General features: G+C 41.0%; 16 protein-coding genes. 8 read left to right on the top strand and 8 right to left on the bottom strand.

Annotation, left to right across the window (positions count from 1 at the left end; translation table 11 throughout):
* Positions 1-74 precede the first annotated feature (74 nt).
* Together AAEY68_RS11080 and AAEY68_RS11075 are read left to right on the top strand one after the other, a co-directional pair.
* A complete protein-coding gene (locus tag AAEY68_RS11080; protein ID WP_169044597.1) occupies positions 75-833 on the top strand; it encodes an SDR family NAD(P)-dependent oxidoreductase in 759 nt (252 codons plus the stop codon).
* 3 nt (positions 834-836) lie between these two features.
* The gene (locus tag AAEY68_RS11075) at positions 837-1,787 is read left to right on the top strand and encodes a 2-dehydro-3-deoxygalactonokinase (RefSeq protein ID WP_024593412.1); all 951 of its coding nucleotides are present in this window, start codon (positions 837-839) and stop codon (positions 1,785-1,787) included.
* Positions 1,788-1,846: 59 nt separating this feature from the next.
* On the opposite strand, the gene glpD is transcribed toward AAEY68_RS11075, so the two are convergent.
* From glpD to galE, 7 genes are all read right to left on the bottom strand, one after another.
* A complete protein-coding gene (gene glpD / locus AAEY68_RS11070) occupies positions 1,847-3,352 on the bottom strand; it encodes a glycerol-3-phosphate dehydrogenase (protein ID WP_024593411.1) in 1,506 nt (501 codons plus the stop codon).
* A gap of 214 nt (positions 3,353-3,566) precedes the next feature.
* Positions 3,567-5,063, bottom strand: a complete 1,497-nt coding sequence (gene glpK, locus AAEY68_RS11065) for a glycerol kinase GlpK (protein WP_033010428.1) — start codon at positions 5,061-5,063, stop codon at positions 3,567-3,569.
* Positions 5,064-5,270: 207 nt separating this feature from the next.
* Positions 5,271-6,593, bottom strand: coding sequence for an alpha/beta hydrolase family protein (locus tag AAEY68_RS11060; protein ID WP_024593409.1), 1,323 nt, complete (start codon positions 6,591-6,593; stop codon positions 5,271-5,273).
* Positions 6,594-6,622: 29 nt separating this feature from the next.
* Positions 6,623-7,627 (bottom strand): Gfo/Idh/MocA family protein, encoded by a 1,005-nt coding sequence (locus AAEY68_RS11055; RefSeq protein WP_024593408.1) that lies wholly within the window; start codon positions 7,625-7,627, stop codon positions 6,623-6,625.
* Positions 7,628-7,646: 19 nt separating this feature from the next.
* Positions 7,647-8,795, bottom strand: a complete 1,149-nt coding sequence (galK, locus tag AAEY68_RS11050) for a galactokinase (RefSeq protein ID WP_024593407.1) — start codon at positions 8,793-8,795, stop codon at positions 7,647-7,649.
* Entirely contained in the window at positions 8,785-9,849 is a 1,065-nt protein-coding gene (locus tag AAEY68_RS11045) for a UDP-glucose--hexose-1-phosphate uridylyltransferase (RefSeq protein ID WP_024593406.1), read from the bottom strand. Before AAEY68_RS11045 ends, galK begins: the two co-directional genes overlap by 11 nt.
* Position 9,850: 1 nt before the next feature.
* The gene (gene galE, locus AAEY68_RS11040; protein ID WP_024593405.1) at positions 9,851-10,864 is read right to left on the bottom strand and encodes a UDP-glucose 4-epimerase GalE; all 1,014 of its coding nucleotides are present in this window, start codon (positions 10,862-10,864) and stop codon (positions 9,851-9,853) included.
* Positions 10,865-11,131: 267 nt separating this feature from the next.
* Here galE and AAEY68_RS11035 point away from each other — a divergent pair, with 267 nt between their 5' ends.
* The gene (locus AAEY68_RS11035) at positions 11,132-11,962 is read left to right on the top strand and encodes an SDR family NAD(P)-dependent oxidoreductase (RefSeq protein WP_024593404.1); all 831 of its coding nucleotides are present in this window, start codon (positions 11,132-11,134) and stop codon (positions 11,960-11,962) included.
* On the top strand, positions 11,962-12,318 hold the full coding sequence (locus AAEY68_RS11030; protein WP_024593403.1) for a putative quinol monooxygenase: 357 nt from the start codon (positions 11,962-11,964) through the stop codon (positions 12,316-12,318). Before AAEY68_RS11035 ends, AAEY68_RS11030 begins: the two co-directional genes overlap by 1 nt.
* Before the next feature lie 62 nt (positions 12,319-12,380).
* Here the strand turns inward: AAEY68_RS11030 and AAEY68_RS11025 are convergent, their stop codons facing one another.
* Positions 12,381-12,623, bottom strand: a complete 243-nt coding sequence (locus AAEY68_RS11025; protein WP_007580070.1) for an HP1242/YdcH family protein — start codon at positions 12,621-12,623, stop codon at positions 12,381-12,383.
* Positions 12,624-13,174: 551 nt separating this feature from the next.
* Here AAEY68_RS11025 and AAEY68_RS11020 point away from each other — a divergent pair.
* From AAEY68_RS11020 to astA, 4 genes are all read left to right on the top strand, one after another.
* On the top strand, positions 13,175-13,756 hold the full coding sequence (locus tag AAEY68_RS11020; RefSeq protein WP_101164425.1) for an anthranilate synthase component II: 582 nt from the start codon (positions 13,175-13,177) through the stop codon (positions 13,754-13,756).
* 43 nt (positions 13,757-13,799) lie between these two features.
* Positions 13,800-14,960 carry an HDOD domain-containing protein gene (locus AAEY68_RS11015; protein WP_166378351.1) on the top strand — a complete coding sequence of 387 codons (1,161 nt, stop codon included), beginning with the start codon at positions 13,800-13,802 and terminating at the stop codon, positions 14,958-14,960.
* A 379-nt stretch (positions 14,961-15,339) separates the two neighbouring features.
* A complete protein-coding gene (locus AAEY68_RS11010; RefSeq protein ID WP_169044608.1) occupies positions 15,340-16,545 on the top strand; it encodes an aspartate aminotransferase family protein in 1,206 nt (401 codons plus the stop codon).
* Positions 16,546-16,630: 85 nt separating this feature from the next.
* Positions 16,631-17,647 (top strand): arginine N-succinyltransferase, encoded by a 1,017-nt coding sequence (astA, locus tag AAEY68_RS11005; protein ID WP_010555013.1) that lies wholly within the window; start codon positions 16,631-16,633, stop codon positions 17,645-17,647.
* The last annotated feature ends 1 nt before the right edge of the window (position 17,648 follow it).

Below are 17,648 nucleotides of genomic sequence, written 5' to 3'. Positions count from 1 at the left end.
GCTCTTTATACTGTAAATGTAAGTTTATAAAGAGTTTAAATAAAATTGAAAATGCGCTGTATGGAGAGTTGAATTTGAACACCCTAGCTCAATATCATAGTCTTTCTGGTAAAGTTATTTTTATTACTGGTGGTGCATCAGGCATTGGCAGAGCAATGGTTAAGTCCTTTGTAGACCAAAATGCAAAAGTAGCATTTATAGATATTGATGATAAGGCAGCGCAATCGCTTATTCGTGATTTACCCAATGCAAAACTATGGTATAGGCAAGTTGATGTAACTGACTCTCATGCACTTCAGCAATCACTTGTGGATGCATGCGCCGCTTTTGGTGCCATTAATGTACTAGTTAATAATGTAGCGAACGACCGCCGCCAAGCGAGCGAAGACGTTACAGTGCAAGACTGGGATCAGTGCTTACAAATAAACTTAAACCCTGCATTTTTTGCCTCTCAAGTTGCTATGTCTTTTATGAAAGGCGATGGAGCCGGCAGTATCATTAATTTTAGCTCTATTAACGCGATTATGGGCCAGCCACAAATGGCAGGCTATGTAACCGCAAAAGCAGGGCTAATTGGTATGACTAAGGCATTGGCTCGCGATTACGGCGAGTTTGGTATTCGCGTTAACGCTATTTTGCCAGGGTGGGTGGCCACCGACCGTCAACTAGCAAGCTGGTTTACCGAAGAAGAGCAAGTTAAGTGGATGGAAGCCATGGCGCTTAAAAAATTAGTTACCCCTGAAGATGTTGCTAATTTGGCACTCTTTTTAGCCGCCGATGAAAGCAGTATGATCACCGGGCAGAGTATTAAAATCGACGGTGGGAGGCTTTAAAGCTTGGCTAATTCATCTCTTTTTATTGCTGTTGACTGGGGCACGAGCCATTTACGTGCTTATTTGTGCGAAGTACAAGCGCAATCAACACTTAAATTATTAGCACAACGTGATGGCCCTGGCGTTGTTAAGGCGAATCAAAATTTTGAGCAAACCCTAATCGACACCATTGCAGTGTGGAAGCAAGAATATGGCAGTTTACCTATATATATTGCAGGGCAAATTACCTCAAGCATCGGCTGGCACGAAACGCCTTATTTAGAATGCCCAATTAATCCCGAAGGGCTACTTAATGCTGCGGTTAGCTTTGATTGCGATGGGCATACAATTAAAGCGCTACCAGGCACAAAGTGTACGCTGCAAAATAGCTTATTTGATGTAATGCGCGGCGAAGAGCTGCAAATTTTAGGGTTTTTAAAACAAAATCCAGAGTATCAACAAGGTAAAATATTATTATGTTTACCTGGTACACATACTAAATGGGTGCTTATAAACAACGGCGAAATCATTTGCTTTAAAACAGCCATGACCGGCGAGTTATATGATTTGTTATGTCATCAAAGTGTTTTAATTCCTAACGACTGTGCAGAAGGTGAGTTTGATTTTAAAGCATTTGAGCAAGGCTGTGAGCTAACTTTAGGTAGTGATAGCGGTAACTTGGCACATGGTATTTTTAGTGTGCGTACACGCCAGCTTTCAAAGGAGTTAACGCCAGTACAAGCCAAAGCCTATTTGTCGGGTGTATTAATTGGCAGCGATGTACGAGCAGCTCGCCATGCTAGCGAATGGCAATTATTGAGTGATACACAAGTTGTAGTGATTGGCACAAAGCAGCTGAATAAGTGTTTTACTACGGCGCTTAATCAAATAGGTGTGAAGTGTGTTGAGTTTGATATTAAAACAGCGACGCTTAGCGGTTTTAATTATTTATTTAATTTAGAGTCAAAAAAATAAACCCCTCTATAAAAATTAAATTATAAAGGGGTTAACAGGAAGCTATTATAACTTAATAGTTAAGCGCTTTTAGCTGCTTGGTTATGCTCAATGTAATCATTGAGCGCAGCAACTTGTGCCTCATTAAAACGTAGTCCTAATTTGCTGCGGCGCCATAAAATATTGTATGCGTTTTCTGCCCACTCTTCATTTAGCAAGTAATCTACTTCTGCTGCAAATAAACCATGGCCAAAATCTTGGCCTAAATCACTCAACCCAGTTGCACTACCTAATATATTTTTAGCACGAGTACCATAAGTGCGTACAAAGCGTTTAAGTGTTATTTCAGGTAACCATTCATATTTTGCGTTTAGCTCTGATTTAAGTGCTTCTACAGAGCTAAAATCACCACCAGGGAGCGGACTATGCTTGGTCCACGCTTTGCTCATTTGTGGGTAAAAGTCTTCAAGCTTATTAACCGCAGCTTCGGCAAGTTTGCGATAAGTTGTAATTTTTCCACCAAACACACTCAGTAGAGGTGTTTGCTTAGCATCACTCGAAAGCTCTAATTTATAATCGCGAGTAACGGCTTGTGCATTAACTGATTCGTCATCAAGTAATGGGCGTACACCTGAAAAGGTATGTACTATGTCTTCGCGTTTAATCGGTTGTTTAAAGTAGGTATTAGTAATATCAATTAAGTAATCAATTTCTTCATCACTAATTTTAACGTCTTGTGCTTCACCTTTGTGTTCTACATCGGTTGTGCCAATAAGTGAGAAGTCATCTTCAAACGGAATAACAAACACAATACGCTGATCTTTATTTTGTAAAATATAAGCTTGTTTCTCATCGTGAATGCGAGGCACTACAATGTGGCTACCTTTTACAAGGCGAATATTTTGTGGTGATTTTTCTGTTAGGGCTTCATCAAATAATTTAGCTACCCAAGGACCCGCAGCATTAACAATGCCTTTGGCAGAAATAGTGTATTTAGCTTTGCCCTTTTGCTGCTCAAGCGTTACCTGCCATTTACCTTGCTCACGTTTAGCATTTATACACTTAGTTTGTGTGGTAATAACGGCGCCTTTTTCCTGCGCTGCAAGGGCGTTTAAAACGACTAAGCGAGAATCATCAACCCAGCCATCAGAGTATTCAAACCCTTTGGTAATAGAGGGTTCTAAAACGCTATTTTCGCCAAATTTAATGCTTCGAGAACCCGCTAGTGTTTCGCGTTTCGCTAGGTTGTCATACATAAACAAACCAATGCGAATCATCCACGCAGGGCGTAAATGCTTTTGATGCGGCAATCTAAAAGTAAGTGGCCACATAATATGAGGTGCGTTCTTAAGTAGCACTTCTCGCTCTGCTAGGGCTTCTTTTACTAATCTAAATTCGTAATGCTCAAGGTAGCGCAGACCACCGTGGATCAGCTTAGAACTGTTTGAAGATGTTGCACAGGCAAGGTCTGATTGTTCGCACAAGAGTACTTTTAATCCTCTGCCTGCTGCATCAGCTGCTATTCCAGTGCCGTTTACACCGCCACCGATGACTAGTAAGTCATATTCGTTATCTGCTAATTCCACCGAGCTAACCTTTTTATTTGTAATATAAATAAGACATAAGCATCATAAAGCTGCTGTTTTCATTTGACAATAGAAAACCCAGATTTTTATTCGTTAATTTTGACGCCAATCCATTTTCAATTTAAAGCAGTAAAGCATGCTTTTTAAATCTAGCATTTAGCTAAGTTAAAAAAGCAAAGTGGTTAAAGTATTAGCCTTAACCACTTAGTATTTACTATGGGCAGTTTTTATTCGTTAAGCATACTTGAGCTACGCAGTGCTGCCATTTTGCGTATAGGTCGTTACGCTCGTCGGCACTCATGGTTGGCTCAAAGCGACGGTCGCATGTCCACATTTTAGATAACTGCTCAGTCGACTCGTACACACCTGTTTGTAAGCCAGCTAAATATGCTACGCCTAAAGAAGTGGTTTCGGTCACAGTTGGGCGCTCAACTGTTGCGCCTAAAATGTTTGATAAAAAGGTCATAACCCAATTATTTTTTACCATACCGCCATCTACACGAAGCACACTTGGGCGAAGACCATCACGCTCCATCGCTTTTTGTAAATCTTTGGTCTGGTAACCAACTGATTGCAGCGCTGCAGCAACTATGGTGCTAATACCCGAATCGCGTGTTAAGCCTAAAATAGCGCCACGTGCATTAGGGTCCCAATAAGGAGCGCCTAAACCCGTAAACGAAGGCACTAAAAATACACCATGATCGAGGGGGACATCTTTAACCATCGATTCACTTTCGCCAGCATGGCTAAGTAGTTTTAAGCCTTCAACAATCCACTGCATAGTTGCGCCAGCCATAAATATACTGCCTTCAATGGCGTAAGTTGGCTTGCCGTTTAATCTATAAGCAACAGTGGTTAATAAGCGGTTTTCTGAGGTCAGTGCTTTTTCGCCAGTGTTAAGCATTAAAAAACAGCCAGTACCATATGTACTTTTAGCCATGCCTTGTTCAAAACATGCGTGTCCTACAAGCGCAGCTTGCTGATCGCCTGCAATACCACATACGCGAATTGGCGCGCCAAAAATATCAGCGCTGGTTGAACCAAACTCGTCAGCTGAATCCATTACTTCTGGCAGCATAGATTCTGGAATATCGAATAACTCTAGAAGCTCTTGATCCCACTGCTGGGTGTGAATATTAAATAACATGGTGCGCGATGCATTGGTTGCATCGGTGCGGTGCTCTTTGCCGCCTGTTAGCTGCCAAAGTAGGTAAGTGTCAACCGTACCGAAGGCGAGCTCACCTGCAAGGGCTTGTTCGCGTGCGCCTTCAACGTTATCTAAAATCCAACGAATTTTAGTGGCCGAAAAATAAGGGTCGAGCAATAAACCTGTTTTATCGCTTATCGTTTGGCAAAGCTCATCAGTTGTTAGGCTTTCGCAATAGTCACTGGTGCGACGGTCTTGCCATACAATAGCGTTATAAATTGTTTTGCCTGTTTTTTTGTTCCACACCAAAGTGGTTTCGCGTTGGTTGGTGATGCCAATGGCAATAATTTCTTCAGGCTTTACATCGTTTTTAGTTAACACTTCGCGACTAGTGCTAAGCACTGTTTGCCAAATATCGTTAGGGTCGTGTTCTACCCAACCATTTTGTGGAAAATGCTGCGAAAATTCTTGTTGTGCTGTACCAAAAACGTCTGCATCTTTTGTAAACAAGATGGCCCGAGAGCTTGTGGTTCCTTGATCAATTGAGAGTATGTATTTGGACATGATATTTGTGTTATTTATCTTATCTTATATATGACTAGATTGCCTTTAACCGAAGTTAATGGCAATGGTTTTTTCTTAAAATAGCAGATTAAAAAATAAACACGCTAATATTTTCTGGTAACTCTTTTATATAAAAGGCGTTTTATTTTTGCATTATTTTAAGGGCGTACGCGGCTATTGATTAAAACAGCCGCTTAAAGTTTATTATTACTTGGTGTGAGGTTTAGCTTGTTGCCAATCCATACCGGTAGAAAAGCGATTATCAAACCCGCGCCACTGTGGCAGCGGTTTACCATCAACAACAGCTTGGTCGCCGTTTTGTGGTAAATCTAAGTATTTACACTCGCTGGCTATGCCTTTTACGTGGCAATCCATCATGGCAAGTACAAAGTGTTTGTTGATTTCGTTTAGTGTACGCATAGACCACGAAGGCTCGTAGTAATGGCCTATATCTAGCTCACTGCTGCTTTGTGCAATAGCAGGGGCTGGGTGTGGTGCAATATTGTGGCGTGCATTTTTGTAAGTAAGCATGTACTTATCTTTGCTGCCTGTTTGTTCATAAAGACTTTTAATGCCTTCATAGCCTGAAATGTCATCTAAGTTACCGGCTATATAAAGCGAAGGTACTTTAATATTTTCCATTGCTTTGGCATCAAATATAGCGTGCTGTCCGCCCCATGGTGCAAAGGCCACCATCGCTTTTATACGTGGGTCTACTTTTGGGTTTTGGTATTGCCCACCAGCGCAGCTGTTGAGTAATTGCTGTACTTTTTCAATTTGAGCAGGGTCTTTCATACCCGTAAACATAGCTGTAGTTTGCTCATTAAAAGCGTAACAACCACCTATCGTATTTACCGCGCCATAACCACCCATTGAGTAACCAATTACGCCTGCGCTTTTCTTATCTACTTGCTTGCTTGCAAAGTTGTTTTGCTCATTAAAGTAATTAATAACAAACTGCTGATCGCGTGAGCGATTTATAAGCGTGCTAAAAAAGCCAGAGAACGGCGCATTTTTAAAATCAACATCGGCATTGGTTGAGTCAGTATGATCAATAGCTACCACAATGTAACCGTGCGACGCTAAATGCTCGCCAAGGTAGTACATAATTGTACGGTAACCGGTATAACCGTGCGAAAGCACTATCACAGGGTAGTGTTCTTTATTATTAATGGCGACATCACGCATTGCATCGGCTTGCAGAGTAAACTCTTTACCTGAGCGAGTTTCATCTGTGTAGCTGCTAAGTGGCGCTTTTGCTGTATTTGCAGCCGGATACCACACTTCTACTTTTAAAGGGCGATCTTTTTGACCTTGTGTAGCGGGGTCAAATTGCGCAGGGTTAACTAAATCAAGTGTTTGCACACCTACATTGTAGCTACCTTTAGCTGCAAGCTCTGGGAGTACTTCGCTAGTGATTGGCGGGTATAGCTGCTCTGGTTTATTAGATTCAGCAACAGCTACACTGGCAGATAAACTGCACGTAGCAAGTAATATGGCTTTTGAAAGCGCCTTGAGTGTGTGTGTCATTGTGTGTCCTTGTTGTGTATTTTTATTTTTTAATTTGTCAGTTCAGCCGACTCGATGGCATTGCTATATTGCAACTGCCATTGTGCTCGTAAGGTATCCATTATGTTCATAACTCGTAAGCTAGTACCCAGTGGTAATACACAGCTTTGGGTTTGTTTTTGTAATATACACTGCGTGACATGTGCAATTTCAAACTTAAAGTTTTCATCGTCGCTAAAATCGTATTTAAAGTACTGAGGGTCTTGGTCGTTTATGTGTAGCTCTAGCGTTTTTGCACCTACAAACTGAGGTATTCGAATATAGCCAAGCTCACCATTAATACATGCTTCTGTTGGGCCATTTTGCTGCAGTGCGCTGGCAAGAGATGCAAATTGCCCGTTACCGTAATCAACTATGGCAGTGCTTCGCTCATCAACGCCGGTTGTGCTTTTATGTACAAAGGATTTGATGTGTTCTGGGGCTTTATTAAATACCACATCAGCAATCGAAATAGGATAAATACCTAAATCGAGCAGGGCGCCACCCGCTGTTGCAGGGTTCATTAATCGGTGAGTGTCGGCAAAGCTGCCAGGTAAACTAAAGTTGGCATTAACACTGTGCACATTACCAATAACACCTTCACTTAGGAGCTGTTGTAATTTTACTATAGCTGGTAAAAACCGCATCCAAACGCCTTCCATTAAAAAGCAGTTTTGTTGCTTGGCAAGCTTAGTGAGGCTTTGTAACTGCTTAGCATTAACGGTAATTGGTTTTTCGCTTAGCACGTGCTTATTGTGTTTTAAGCATTGGGCGATAGTTTTAAAGTGTTGATCGTGCGTATTGGCAATATAAATAGCGTCTATATTTGGGCACTGCATAAGAGCTTGATAGCTCTCGTAGCCTTGAATATTGTACGGTGTGGCAAATTCTTTAGCGCGCTGCATACTCGTTGAAGCCGCGCCAATAAGCTGTGCATCACTACAATGCGCAATGCTTTTAGCAAAGGTGTGAGCTATATTGCCACACCCAATAATTCCCCAATTAACCTTTGCCATGCTTATTCCTTAAGTTTATTTAAAAAGACGTAATTTGTAATCCTGAACCTGCTGAACATACGTAAATATCAGCATTTAAATTAAAGCGTTCAAAGTAATGCTTTTCTACCGCTGCTTTAATTAGTGGTACTTCAGCATCACGACACAAACATACAATTGCGCCACCAAAGCCGCCACCTGTCATACGTACTGCGCCGCGATCGCCCATCGCTTCTTTACAAATTACTACTAGGCCATCGGTTGCTGGTACGGTTACTTCAAAGTCGTGTTTAAGCGATTGATGCGATGCAGCCATTAGCGTACGAAGCGCATCCATATCGTTATTTTGTAGTGCAGTAGTTGCTGCAATTACACGGTCGTTTTCGCTAATTACGTGGTGTGCACGTTTATATTCGTTTTCGCTTAATGTCGCTTTTACTGCTTGCAAGCCAGTCATGGTTGCTTGGCGAAGTGTTTCTACACCCATTTTTACAGCAGCTTGTTCGCAGTCAATACGGCGCTGGTTGTATTCGCTATCAACCAACTTACGCGGGTAGTTAGAGTTAACAATAACAATATTTAAATCATCAGGAACTTTAACTGATTTAGTTGCTAGGTTTTCACAGTCGATTAATAGTGCATGCCCATTTTCGCCTTTAGCTGAAATAAGCTGATCCATAATGCCGCATTGGCAATGCATAAAGTCATTTTCGGCTTCTTGGCCAAATAGCGCAATTTGCTCTGGCGGTAAACCAAGCTGTGCAATATGGTTAAACATACCGCCTACAGCAACTTCTAGTGCTGCCGATGATGACAAGCCACTACCTTGCGGTAAGTTACTGTCAATTAGTAGGTCGGCGCCGCGCAGTGTGTAGCCCGCTCTTTTAAGAACGTAAGTAACAGCACGAATGTAGTTACCCCATTGCGATTGGCCTTCAGTGATTTCTTCATCAACGCTAAAGCTGTCTTTTTCGCCTGGGTAATTTAAAGAATGCACAGTGATAATATTGTCGTCGCGCTCTTTAAACATTACTTGGGTACGAAACTCTAACGAACACGGTAAAACAAAACCGTCGTTGTAGTCGGTAAATTCGCCAATGAGGTTTACACGCCCCGGTGCTGCTGCAATACCTTGAGCAGGCGCGCCATACAGTGACAAAAATTGTTGTTGGAATTCGTTAAGCTTCATCTGTGTGTCCTGCTGTATCTTTATAGTGTGTTGTACTGGCTGCTTTTAAAATAGAAGCAGCGGTTTCTGCGCTTAAATCGCGTTGGCTTTCGCCTAGCATTTCGTAGCCTACCATGTGTTTTTTAACAGTAGCAGAGCGAAGTAGCGGCGGATAAAAGTGTGCATGCAAACGCCAATGTTGCTCATCAGAGCCTCTGTTAGCCGGTGCATTGTGCCATCCCATTGAGTATGGGAAGCTGCAATTAAATACGTTGTCGTACTTAGTGGTTAATACTTTAAGTGCCTGAGCCAAAGAGTCGGTTTGCGCATCGTTTAGCTGGCTAAAGTTTTGAATATTGTCTTTAGTTACTAGCATTGTTTCAAACGGCCATGCAGCCCAAAATGGCACAACAACAAGCCAATGTTCGTTTTCAAATACAACACGTGTTTGATCTGCTTGCTCTTTTTGCGCGTAATCGGCAAGCATGGCTGTGCCATGCTTTTTATAATAGGCAAGCTGCTGGTTATCTTCGGCTTCTATTTCGGTTGATAAATGCGAGTGAGCCCATACTTGGCCGTGAGGATGAGGTTGCGAACAACCCATGATCTCGCCTTTATTTTCAAAAACTTGTACGCATTCGTACTGCTGTGCAAGCTCTGTGTAATTTTGTTTCCAGGTTTTTACTACTTCGTGCAATGCGTTTTGGCTAAGCTCTGGTAGTGTTTTATTATGCTCTGGAGAAAAACAAATTACGCGGCATTCGCCGCTGGCTTCGTCGGCAATAAATAAATCGCTGTCTGATTCTAAGCTTTGTAATTGCTCGCTTGCATTAGGTGTTAATGCGCCAAAGTCATTTCTAAATACGTGTGTGTATTTGTAATCAGGGTTACTGTCGCCATTTGCACGGGTATTACTTGGGCAAAGTGGGCAGCTGTCATCGTGTTTTGGTAGTGCGTTTTCGTTAACGGCTTCTGTTGCGCCTAACCATGGACGGTTATTACGATGTGGTGACACTAATACCCAACGACCCGTTAGCGGATTTTTACGTCTGTGAGTACTTTCTAATAAAGCCATATTAACTCTCCAACCCACTTGGGTAATTAGTTTGCCAGCGCCATGTGTCGTTTGTCATGTCGCTAAGTGTTAGTTCTGCGTGCCAGTTAAGTGTGTTTTGCGCTTTTGTGGCATCGGCGTAGTTACAGGCAATATCACCTGCACGGCGTGGTGCAATCTTATACGGAATATCTTTATTGGCTGATGCGCTAAATGCCTTAATCATATCAAGCACAGAATAACCTTGCCCTGTACCTAGGTTGTAAGCATGGAAGGCGGTATCTGTTTTATGTTGCATAAATGCCGCAACATGACCTTTCGCTAAATCTAAAACATGAATATAGTCGCGCACGCCTGTGCCATCTTCGGTGTCGTAGTCGTCACCAAAAATATTAACCACGTCGCGTTTGCCTACTGCAGTTTGAGCAATAAATGGCATTAAGTTATTAGGAATACCATTAGGGCTTTCACCTAATAAACCACTTGGGTGTGCACCTACTGGGTTAAAGTAACGAAGCGCAATACCCATAAATTGACTGTTGGCATTACATACATCTTGCATGGCTTGTTCAACCATGACTTTAGTCCAACCATAAGGGTTAGTTGCTCGTATAGGGTGCTTTTCGTCAATAGGGAGGTAGTCTGGTTCGCCGTACACCGTAGCCGATGAGCTAAATATAATATGGTTAACGCCTGCCTCTTGCATGCTTTGTAACATGCTTAATGTGCCCGACACATTATTTTGATAATAACGCAGTGGTTGCTCAGTTGATTCGCCAACGGCTTTTAAAGCCGCAAAGTGAAAAACAGCTTCGGCTTTAGTATGTTTTAGGGCGAGTTTAAATTGTTGCTCGTCTTGAATGTCACCCAAAATAAACTCAAACCGAGTACCTGTAATCTTTTCGAGTTGGTCAAGTACCCGCGCACTTGCATTAGACAAGTTATCATAAATAACAGGTGTAATACCTGCTTCATGCAATGCAATACATGTGTGGCTACCTATGTAACCCATGCCGCCAGTAACTAAAACTTTCATGTTATTTCTCGAAAAGTGTATTTATATGATAAATACTACTATTAAGGGGGTTTAAAAACAATAGTTATGATTACTGGGTAATTCAAATAAAAGCATAAAAAACATTCAGCTTAAACACTCACCTGCCTTTTAAAGGAATGCTTTTATATTAACTAACATAGGCTTAGCTTTATCAATTAATTCTATAAACTGATTCAACTATTGGCCTAATTATCAGCAGTAAGTCGGGGTGCTAATATAGCGAAAATAAAGTAAGGAGAGATCAACATGAACAAAACAATTTTACTTACCGGTGCTACCGATGGCATTGGGCTAGAAACTGCAAAGATGTTATTAGCACAAGGTCACACCGTATTATTACATGGCCGCAGCCAAGCAAAGCTCAGCGCGCTACAAGTAGCTTTAACCGAACAATACCCAAATGCGAGTACACACACTTATATTGCTGATTTAAGCGATATGAGCCAAGTTCAAACTTTGGCACAAACTGTATTAACCGACTTGGCCGAAAATAATAACCAGCTCGACGTACTTATTAATAATGCAGGCGTTTATCAATTAGTTGATGCTACAACAATTGACGGCCTTGATGCTCGCTTTGTTGTAAACACGATTGCGCCATATCTTCTTACAAAACTATTATTACCTGTCCTTGGTCATGATTCGCGAGTGGTTAATGTCTCATCAGCTGCGCAATCAAGCGTTAACTTAAATGCACTTACAGGTAACACTGAGCTTTCTGATAGTGCGGCTTATGCACAAAGTAAATTGGCTATTACTATGTGGTCGCGTCATTTAGGGCTTGAGCTTAAAGATACTGGGCCATTAGTTGTATCGGTAAACCCTAAATCGTTACTGGGAAGCAAAATGGTAAAAGACGCTTACGGTATAGATGGTGGGGATTTAAAAATTGGCGCAAATATTTTTTGTCGCGCAGCGCTCAGTGATGAATTTAAAGATGCCGCAGGCCTGTATTTTGATAACGATACAGGACGCTTTGCGCCTCCTCATGTTGATGCACTTAATAATGCTAAAAATCAACAACTAGTAGATACGTTAGACAGTATTTTAACGCAGTTTAAATTAGGTAAAGCATAATGAAAAATCATGTTACCTGGACAGTACAAGGCCAAATTAAAGAAGGTAAATACGATGAATTTTTATTGGTAATGGCGCAATTAGTTACTTTGGCTAAAAGTGAAGCGGGCACTTTAATGTATGAGTGGACAGTAAGTGAAGACAAACGCAGTGTACATATTTACGAGCGTTACCAAGATGAAGATGCTGCTAAAGTGCACCTTGCTGGTTGGGACAAAAGTGGCCCACTATTTTTAAGCGTAGTTGATATGGATAAAATAACGGTATTTAGTCAACTATCAAAAGAGTTTGCGCAAGCCTTTGCAGGCCCAAGCACTGTATTTATGAAACCAGTAGGTGGTTTTGTAAAGTTTTAGAAAAAATACCCATTGTTGATCTAAAGAGCTCACCTCATCAGTGAGCTCTTTTTTTAGTGGCATTACTGCTCTTGCTGCAAACGCTCGTATAGCCAATCTTTTAATTCTGTACGTTCGTGCTTTAGTTGATGCATTTGCTCATCGCTTATGGGCGCATCTTTGAGTTCTAACACTCTAATCTCTTTATCTAGCTTGTCGTACTTATCTGCTTTTTTTGCAAATTCAGTATCGCTTTCATTTAACTCGGCAATGGTCTTTAAGTACTCTGGAAAGTCATTAGTTAATGAGTGGTCTTCGCCTAACATATTCGCTCCTTAATAGGATATAAATGAGCTCACAAGTAAGTGAGTTGTATAAGTGAATTACTGCCTTTCATATAATACACTGGGGCTTACATAGATATAATTCAACCATTGAGCCGCTAATTTGATGTAGCGCAAACAATCTGTTTATTTTGCTCAGTAAGGTATTTCACCAAAGTATTTAATAGAGCGATCAATAAACGCACGTACTTTAGGAGTCAATAATTTATTGTTGGGGTATACAGTTTAAATAGTTGTATTAACTACTCGTGAAAAGCTTAGGGTTCGATATTATTGCTCAAGCTGCAAGGAATCTCTGGCTAGAGAAAATAAATTTAAACATCATCATGATTCAATACGTTAGTAAATCTCTTAACCAAAGTTCAGGTTAAGTAAACCATTACCTGCTAAAGGCTTTTAAGCATTTTAGCTAAAATAGTTAATTTTTAACGCTTTTTGCTAATTTATGTTGGTTAATTAATAGTGGTAGAATGCAGCGCTTAGTACCACTTGTGTGAAGTAAGTGGTCAATAATTTATAAGGTTTGTTGTGTAATGCTGTTGATGATCGACAACTACGACTCGTTTACTTACAACTTAGTGCAATATTTTCAGCGTTTAGATCAAGACGTTTTAGTGAAACGTAATGACGAGCTAAGCATTGCACAAATAAAACAGTTGAACCCGAAACACATCGTGTTATCGCCGGGGCCATGCACGCCTAACGAAGCGGGTATTTCGTTAAATGTTGTTGAGCAACTAAAAGGGCAATATCCTATTTTAGGGATTTGCTTGGGACATCAAACTATCGCGCAAGCTTTAGGGGGAGATGTAATACGTGCTAAAAAAGTAATGCACGGTAAAACATCACCTATAGTTCACACTAATAAAGGGGTGTTTAAAGGTTTAGCTAACCCGTTAACAGTGTGTCGTTATCATTCTTTGGTGGTTAAAGCACAAACGCTGCCTAAAGAACTTGAAGTAACCGCATGGACTCAGACTGAGCAAGGCGAGTTTGACGAAATTATGGGGTTACTTCATAAAGAACTAGCAATCGAAGGTGTGCAGTTTCACCCCGAAGCTATTTTAACTGATCAAGGCTTAGAACTGCTTGATAACTTTTTAACTCGCTTCTAATGTTATAATACACAGAGCATTTAATACTTTATTAATGGATGTCATGACTGAACTTGTAGCCCAGCAGCGTACTGCCAAAATACTAAGCCAACGGGCTCATGACTTATTGCTTGGGCACAGCTTTGCGCATCAGCAAATTGGTTTCATCCATACATTAGATATAGATTACGGCGAACCCATGAAGCAACGCACTTTGCTTCAGGTTGAAGTGGCCGCACAGAATAAACGCCAGCAAAGCAGTACTGCACATCATAAGTACCGCGCTCAAGCGAGTGAGCAACTGCACAAAACAATTGAAACAGCTATATATAAGCAGCTTGAAGATATAGATGGCGTAATTCACAGCACTATAGGTATTGAAGATGGCATTGCCAATATACTCGATATATTAGCTGTAAAGTCGGCGTCGGTAGGGCGTTTAGAGCCACTGGTTAATGATATAAGCTGGTTGGGTAGAGAATTAGTAACGCTTGTTAATTTACCTTACTATCGTAATCAACGTAGTAAAAACACGTCTGTAAAAGTAGATAAACCATCGCTTGCCCTTCGTTATATTGGCCTTGATAACTTACAGCTAGTGATTCCTACATTTGCTGCGCGTCATTGGATGCCACATAGCACCGAACCATTTTCATTATTAAAACGCCGGCTACGCGACAGCGCAATGGCAAACGCGATTGCTGCGCAAAAAATTGCACAAATTAATAATGTGAATGACGTACATGCATTTACCCTTGGAATGCTTTTAGATGTAGGGCGAATTGCATTAGTGCGCTTGTACTTAAAAACGTTTGAGAAAGTATGGCAACGCAAAGTGCAGTTAGCCCGAAATGAAAACCAAAAAGATTTACACACCGCATTATTAGAGCTACAGCCCGACCCGCTATTTTTAACCACTCTACTTAGCAATAAGTCGATAGAAGTAAGCGCCAAAGTAATAGACAAAATGGCTTTTAAATATTTACCGTTTAAAGGTGTAATGCAGCAGCTAGTAAATGGGATAGATAAAGGCGATACATTACTGCCGTTAACAGAAGTAATGCTAAAGGCACGTTGCTACTCTCAATATCTTAATTTAAAAGAGCATCAACTTATTGAGCCTGATGAAACTCTAAGCTGGTTTTCGTACTTTAAGTTCACTAAAACGGAACTAAAAACCCTCCAATCGAGTAATTTTACCAATTTAGCTATTCAAATTGACTAAAAATCTGAATTTTTTGTTAATTTTTTTGCGACTAACCATTCATTCTCACTCTATTGTTATATTGCATATTTGCCGATTAAAGCATGCGCGCCTTGGTGCTCATGCGGTTAGTTGTTTAAAAATAAGCATAAATAGCTATGCAAATAGTTATTCACTATCTATGAAATAATATCTTTAGCCCTTTATTTTCAAGGGATACATGAAAGTTTTTAACGAGACAGATATAAGTAATTCTGAAATAATGTGCGTCTGAAAATTGAACCACAAAGCAATTTTGCGCAATTATCAGGTTACTGATCTTGCCTATAAAGTTGGTTACAAATATTAACCAAACACCTATTTTGATGTTTTGTGTTGCTCACAATTAAGAGGAAATAAAATGACAGTCAATCGCGAATTATTTGATCACGTAATGGTTCCTAACTACGCACCTTCAAGCGTAATTCCTGTTCGAGGCGAAGGTTCTCGCGTATGGGATCAACAAGGTCGAGAGTTTATCGACTTTGCTGGTGGTATTGCAGTTAACTGTCTTGGCCATTGCCACCCTGCATTAGTAGGCGCATTAAAAGAGCAAGGCGAAAAAATCTGGCATCTATCAAATGTAATGACCAATGAGCCGGCACTTCGCCTAGCTAAAAAAATGGTTGATGCTACATTTGCTGAAAAAGTTTACTTTGCCAACTCAGGCGCAGAAGCAAACGAAGCAGCGCTTAAATTAGCGCGTCGTTTTGCACTTGATAAGTTTGGCGCAGAAAAATCACAAATCATCGCGTTCAACAAAGGTTTCCACGGTCGTACATTCTTTACCGTAACTGTTGGTGGCCAAGCTGCATATTCAGATGGTTTTGGTCCTAAGCCTGGCGACATTGTACATTGTGATTACAACGACCTAGCTGCTTTTGAAGCGCTTATCAGCGACAAAACATGTGCCGTAATGATGGAACCTCTTCAAGGTGAAGGCGGTATTGTTTCACCAACTGACGAGTTTGCTCAAGGCGTTCGCGATTTATGTACTAAACATAACGCACTGCTTATTTTTGATGAAGTTCAAACAGGTGTTGGCCGTACTGGCGATTTATACGCATACCAAGGCTTAAACATAGTACCTGATATTTTAACTTCAGCTAAAGCACTTGGCGGCGGTTTCCCTATTGGCGCTATGATCACAACAACTGAAATTGCACAGCATCTTAAAGTAGGTACTCATGGTTCTACTTATGGCGGCAACCCGCTTGCGTGTGCTGTTGCAGAAGCTGCATTTGATACAGTAAATACCCCAGAAGTACTTGCTGGCGTAAAAGCTAAAGCAGCATTATTTAATGAACTACTTACTGCGGTTAACGAAAAATACAACGTATTTAGCGAAATCCGTGGCCAAGGTTTATTAATTGGTGCAGTAGTGAACGAGCAATATAAAGGTCGTGCAAAAGAGTTTTTAGTGGCAGGGACTGAGCAAGGCCTTATGTCATTAGTTGCGGGTGCAGACGTAATACGTTTCACTCCATCTTTAGTAATTCCTGAAGCGGACATTCGCGAAGGTATGGCACGCTTTGAAAAAGCAGTAGCAAGCGTAGTAAACGCATAAGCGACTTAAGCCAACCAATTAAGGGCAAGCACTGCTTGCCCTGCAATTCCTATTTACCGTTATTTATAAGGGAGCAAGCGGACTCATGATGATCCTTCGCCCAATCCAGCAAAATGATTATTCAGCATTACTGAAAATTGCCCACGAATCAGGGCATGGTTTTACGTCTTTGCCATTAAACGAAGAACTATTGCAAAAAAAGATCGACCATTCAGTAAGCTCTTTTGCTAAACAAACGTCACAACCTGGTGACGAAGGCTACCTGTTTGTTCTTGAAGATAGCGAAACCGGTGACGTTGTAGGAACATCTGCAATTGAAGCTGCGGTAGGGCTTGATGATGCATTTTATCATTATCACTTAAGTAAAGTGATTCACTCTTCGCGCACATTAGACGTATACAAAGCGGTTGATATTCTAACGCTATGTAACGACTACACAGGTGCTACAGAGCTTTGCACATTGTTTTTAAAAGATGGTTATCGTAAAAATTGTAACGGTAAGCTACTTTCAAAAGCGCGCTTTATGTTTATAAAACAGCATCAAGAGCGTTTTGCGCAAACAGTAATCGCAGAAATGCGCGGTGTGTCTGACGAAAACGGCAGCAGCCCTTTTTGGCAGTGGCTTGAAGAGCACTTTTTCTCAATGGATTTTCCAACAGCCGATTACCTAACAGGTATTGGCCAAAAGGTTTTCATTGCTGAATTAATGCCTAAATACCCAATTTACGTAAACTTGCTAAGTAAAGATGCGCAAGCCGTAATAGGTAAAGTACACGACAACACTCGCCCAGCAATCGAGTTATTAAAAAGCGAAGGCTTTACGTTTAATGGCTACGTAGACATTTTTGACGGCGGCCCAACGGTTGAAGCAAAAGTAGATAACATTGCGACTATTCGTAATGCACGTAACTTTAACGTTGAAATTGGCGAAATGACTGGCGACACCATGGTGTTACTAGCTAACGAAAAGCTTAATGACTTTAGAGCAACCGTTGCACCAATGACATTTGACGAGCGCGCAAAAAGCCTTATTTTATCGCAAGAAATAGCAGATGCACTGCATTTGCAAACTGGCGATATTGTTAGTGCAACCACGATTTAAT

It is taken from the genome of Pseudoalteromonas sp. RB2-MNA-CIBAN-0110 (assembly GCF_040309305.1).
GTDB classification, from domain to species: domain Bacteria; phylum Pseudomonadota; class Gammaproteobacteria; order Enterobacterales; family Alteromonadaceae; genus Pseudoalteromonas; species Pseudoalteromonas arctica.
Note: the sequence above shows the minus strand (reverse complement) of the source record. Positions and strands in the feature narration are given on the sequence as shown.